Origin of the sequence: Pseudomonas sp. HMSC057H01, from assembly GCF_001836405.1 — a bacterium.
Taxonomy (GTDB): Bacteria; Pseudomonadota; Gammaproteobacteria; order Pseudomonadales; family Pseudomonadaceae; genus Pseudomonas; species Pseudomonas aeruginosa.
In genome coordinates this window covers 1-597 of record NZ_KV828517.1, presented here as the reverse complement: position 1 = coordinate 597, position 597 = coordinate 1, and the positions used below count along the sequence as shown (strand labels likewise).

The following is a 597-nucleotide window of genomic DNA, read 5'->3' as shown; positions in this document are numbered from 1 at the left end:
GCGCGCGCCTGGAGGTGCGTTCGAACATCGCCCGCTCGCACGCGGCGGCCGACTACCCGCTGTACGACTACCCTGGCGAATACGTACAGAGCCAGGACGGCGAGCAGTACGCGCGGACCCGTATCGAAGCCTTGCAGGCGCGCTACGAACGGGTGCGCCTGCGCGGCCGCGCCCGCGGCCTGGGTTCCGGCCACCTGTTCAAGCTCAGCGGCTACCCGCGCGAGGACCAGAACCGCGAGTACCTGGTGGTCGGCGCCGATTACCGGGTGGTCCAGGAACTCTACGAGACCGGCGGCGGCGGGGTGGGCGCGCAGTTCGAAAGCGAGCTGGACTGCATCGATGCCGGCCAGGCCTACCGCCCCTTGCCGACCACTCCGCTGCCGATCGTCCGTGGCCCGCAGACTGCGGTGGTGGTCGGGCCCAAGGGCGAGGAGATCTGGACCGACCAGTACGGCCGGGTCAAGGTGCATTTCCACTGGGACCGCCACGACCAGTCCAACGAGAACAGCTCCTGCTGGATACGCGTCTCCCAGGCCTGGGCGGGGAAGAACTGGGGCTCGGTGCAGATCCCGCGGATCGGCCAGGAAGTGATCGTCA

The 597-nt window shown here is 69.0% G+C and carries 1 pseudogene; it reads left to right on the top strand.

What is annotated here, in order from left to right:
* Positions 1–597: pseudogene (gene vgrG1b, locus HMPREF2581_RS28670) on the top strand (type VI secretion system spike protein VgrG1b); the annotation flags it as partial.